Annotated in this window: 4 protein-coding genes; 2 read left to right on the top strand and 2 right to left on the bottom strand. The window is 68.0% G+C overall.

The features are described from left to right. Positions 1 to 793 (bottom strand): GTP 3',8-cyclase MoaA (locus I55_RS06045; protein WP_085939953.1); only part of this gene is annotated, 793 nt, incomplete at its 3' end. Positions 794 to 988: 195 nt separating this feature from the next. Continuing rightward, on the bottom strand, positions 989 to 1,210 hold the full coding sequence (locus tag I55_RS06040) for a DUF3553 domain-containing protein (RefSeq protein WP_044559601.1): 222 nt from the start codon (positions 1,208 to 1,210) through the stop codon (positions 989 to 991). A gap of 190 nt (positions 1,211 to 1,400) precedes the next feature. On the opposite strand from I55_RS06040, the gene I55_RS06035 reads away from it, so the two are divergent. Both I55_RS06035 and I55_RS06030 read left to right on the top strand, forming a co-directional pair. After that, complete coding sequence (locus I55_RS06035) at positions 1,401 to 2,036, top strand: histidine phosphotransferase family protein (protein ID WP_044559600.1); 636 nt, start codon at positions 1,401 to 1,403, stop codon at positions 2,034 to 2,036. Positions 2,037 to 2,327: 291 nt separating this feature from the next. Next, a partial coding sequence (locus I55_RS06030; RefSeq protein ID WP_044559599.1) for a chemotaxis protein CheA occupies positions 2,328 to 3,368 on the top strand: 1,041 nt, incomplete at its 3' end.

Below are 3,368 nucleotides of genomic sequence, written 5' to 3'. Positions count from 1 at the left end.
GGGTCATCGGCGTGATTAAGCCGACGCGCCCGCCCGTTTCCTCCACCCGGGCGTACCGGGCGGGGCCGCCGGTGGTGACGGCCAGGTCGGTCAGCGTCCAGCGCTTGGCCAGCTCCGCGCGCAGCAGGGACAGCGGCCAGTATTGGTCGGCGCGGACGGAACCGCCCTGGCCCGCCTCGTCCATGTCGCCCAGCGGCATGACCTCGATGAAGGTCAGGTCATGACCCTCGCGCCCGCACCAGGCGACCAGGTCGTGCACCTCGCGGTCGTTCACGCCGCGCAGCGCCACGCAGTTGATCTTGACGTGCAGACCGGCGGCTTTGGCGGCGGTGATGCCATCCAGCACCGGTGCCAGCTTCCCCCAGCGGGTGATGGCCTGGAATCGGTCGGGATCCAGGGTATCCAGGCTGACGTTCACCCGGCGCACGCCGGCGGCATACAGCCCGGCCGCGTACTTGGCGAGCTGGCTGCCGTTGGTGGTCAGCGTCAGCTCATCCAAGGCGCCAGTATCCAGGTGGCGGCCCAGGCGGCCGATCAGGTCCATGATGCCCCGGCGCACCAGGGGCTCGCCCCCCGTCAGGCGCAGCTTGCGCACGCCGGTATGGATGAAGGCGGTGCACAGCCGCTCCAGCTCCTCCAGCGACAGGATCTCCGCCTTGGGCAGGAAGGTCATGTCTTCCGCCATGCAGTAGACACAGCGAAAATCGCAGCGGTCGGTGACGGAGACGCGCAAGTAGCGGATGGAGCGGCCGAAGGGGTCGACCAGCGGCAGACGGTCACGCGCCGGCGTCATCGTGCCGGGCGCGCGGTCCGCCATGGGGGTCAGGGCGCCGTCCGCCATCGTTTCAACGATCCTCATCAACGCTTGGGTGCAGGGCGGCCCTTGGCCCACCATCCCCTTCATCTACGGCAAATATGGTGCGCCAGCCATATCAATACAGCCCCCGCGGCGCTGTGACGGCCGCCATGGAGGGCACGGGGGCGCGCGTCACGGGCCTTCCGGGGGCCAATCCTCGGGCTCCACCACGCGCAACGGCACGACGCCGGCGTCGATCAGCTGCTTGCCGACATGGGGGAAGTTGACAGTGACGCGCGATCCCACGGCGGACTGCACCTGGCCCAAGCCCCAGTCGGGCTGGCCGGGATGCACCACGTAAGCACCGGGGGTCAGCAGGGCGGCGGCGCCTGATTCGGGGCCGGAACGGGCCATGGGGCGTATATCCTTGGGCTAGACGATGGCGGAGGGGGTGGGGGCGGCGCAAAAAACATCACCTATCCTTTTGCCCTTATCCCTTTGTTCTGGTCCATCCGCTCCGCTAAATCCCTGTCATCGGGGCGGACGTCCTCTATGCTGATGCCGCAACTATGAACCGCCACGCCGCCAAGACAAGGCCCCAACAATGACGGTCACCCTGGAACTTCACGTTGTCGAGCTGCTCTGCTCCCGTCTCTGCCACGACCTGATCAGCCCGGTGGGCGCCATCTCCAACGGTGTGGAGCTGATCGAGGAAATGGGCCAGTCCATGGCGGATGAGGCGATGTCGCTGATCGCTGACAGCGCCGACCAGGCCACCCGCCGCCTTCGCCTGTTCCGCGTGGCCTATGGGGCCGCCGGCAACAGCGGCGCCTTCACCGCGGCCGAGGCGCGGACGGTCCTGGGCGCATGGTTCAAAGGCGGTCGCGTGCGGCTGGATTGGCCGGCCGACGTCATGCCCAAGCCTGACAACGGCGTGCTGAAACTGGCACTGAATCTGGGGCTTCTGGCCGAAGAAGCCATGCCCCACGGGGGGGTCGTGGCCGTCGCCGCGGGCGGGGATGGCCTGGCGTTGCGGGTCACGGCGGAGGGGCCGACGGTAACCCTGCGGGAGGAGGTGCGGGCGGCGCTGGACGGCGCGGTGACCCAGGCCGAACTGACACCCCGCAGCGTGCAGGCCTATGTCACCGGCAGGCTCGCCGAACAGTGCGGTTGGCGTATCGTCATCGAGGCCAAGGGTCCGGAAGCATTGCGTTTCCGGCTGGAGTCGCGGGGGGCGTGACAGGTCCGCGGGCTTCTTTCACGCCGTTCGCGAACCTTAACGCGTTTATCGCTTGTCATGTTGAGCGGGTCACGCCATCAATCTCGCAGGAGTAACGTGTTCTTAATCGTCTTCCTGGAATAGATGGGTGTAGGGAGTGGCGACCCCCTGTCACCAGTTGGGACTCATCGGGGCTGACGCGGTTCGGCCGGGTGAACTTGATGTGGGGCGGGGTCGGGGGCCGACACCTTATTCCTACGGGGCCGCCCGCCGGGACGGCTTCGATACGCGCATGGCAACGGGACGTGGACCATGGATGATCTGCTTAGCGAATTTCTGACAGAGACCAACGAAAACATCGCGGTCTTGGACGTTGAGTTGGTGCGGCTTGAGCAGAACCCGAATGACCCCAGCCTGCTGAGCAACATCTTCCGGCTGGTGCATACCATCAAGGGGACCTGCGGCTTCCTGGGGCTGCCCCGGCTCGAGGCTGTCGCCCACGCGTCGGAGAACGTGCTGGGCCGCTTCCGCGATGGCGAGCTGAACGTCAGCCCCTACGCGGTCACGCTGATCCTGGAGTCCCTGGACGCGATCAAGTCCATCCTGCTGGTCCTGGAAAAGACCGAGGCGGAACCGCCGGGCAACGATCAGGACCTGATCGACCGCCTGAACGCGCTGGCCGAAGGCCGGGAGGCGCCGGCTGCGGCCGCCCCCGTCGCCGCGGCCCCGCCGCCCCCGCCGGCGCCCGAGCCCGTGCCGGAACCTGTGGCCCCGCCGCCGCCGGCCCCCGTGGCCGCCGCCCCGTCGGTGCCGGCCGCCACCACCACCCGCGAGGTGGCGCCGGTTGCCGAGGCCGCCCCGCCGGCCCCGGCCCCCGCCGCCACCCAGGCTCCGCCGCCGCCGGCCGCCGCCGCCGCTGATGGCGAGTCGTCGCTGGCCAACCAGACCATTCGCGTCAACGTCGACCTTCTCGAAAACCTGATGACCATGGTTTCCGAGCTGGTGCTGACCCGCAACCAGTTGCTGCAGATCCTGCGCAGCCAGAAGGAAAGCGAGTTCGCGGTCCCGCTGCAGCGTCTGAACCACGTGACGTCCGAGCTGCAGGAGGGCGTCATGAAGACGCGCATGCAGCCCATCGGTAACGCCTGGGCCAAGCTGCCGCGTCTGGTGCGCGATCTGGCGCACGAACTGCACAAGAAGATCGACTTGCAGATGCTGGGCGCCGAGACGGAACTGGACCGTCAGGTGCTGGAACTGATCAAGGATCCGCTGACCCACATGGTTCGCAACTCCGCCGACCATGGGCTGGAGAGTGCCGGCGGATCGCGTGCCAAGGGCAAGCCTGAGACCGGC

The sequence above is a fragment of the Azospirillum sp. B4 genome, from assembly GCF_000333275.1.
Taxonomy (GTDB): domain Bacteria; phylum Pseudomonadota; class Alphaproteobacteria; order Azospirillales; family Azospirillaceae; genus Nitrospirillum.
The sequence above is the reverse complement of the archived record's forward strand: the minus strand, read 5'-3'. Positions and strand labels throughout refer to the sequence as shown.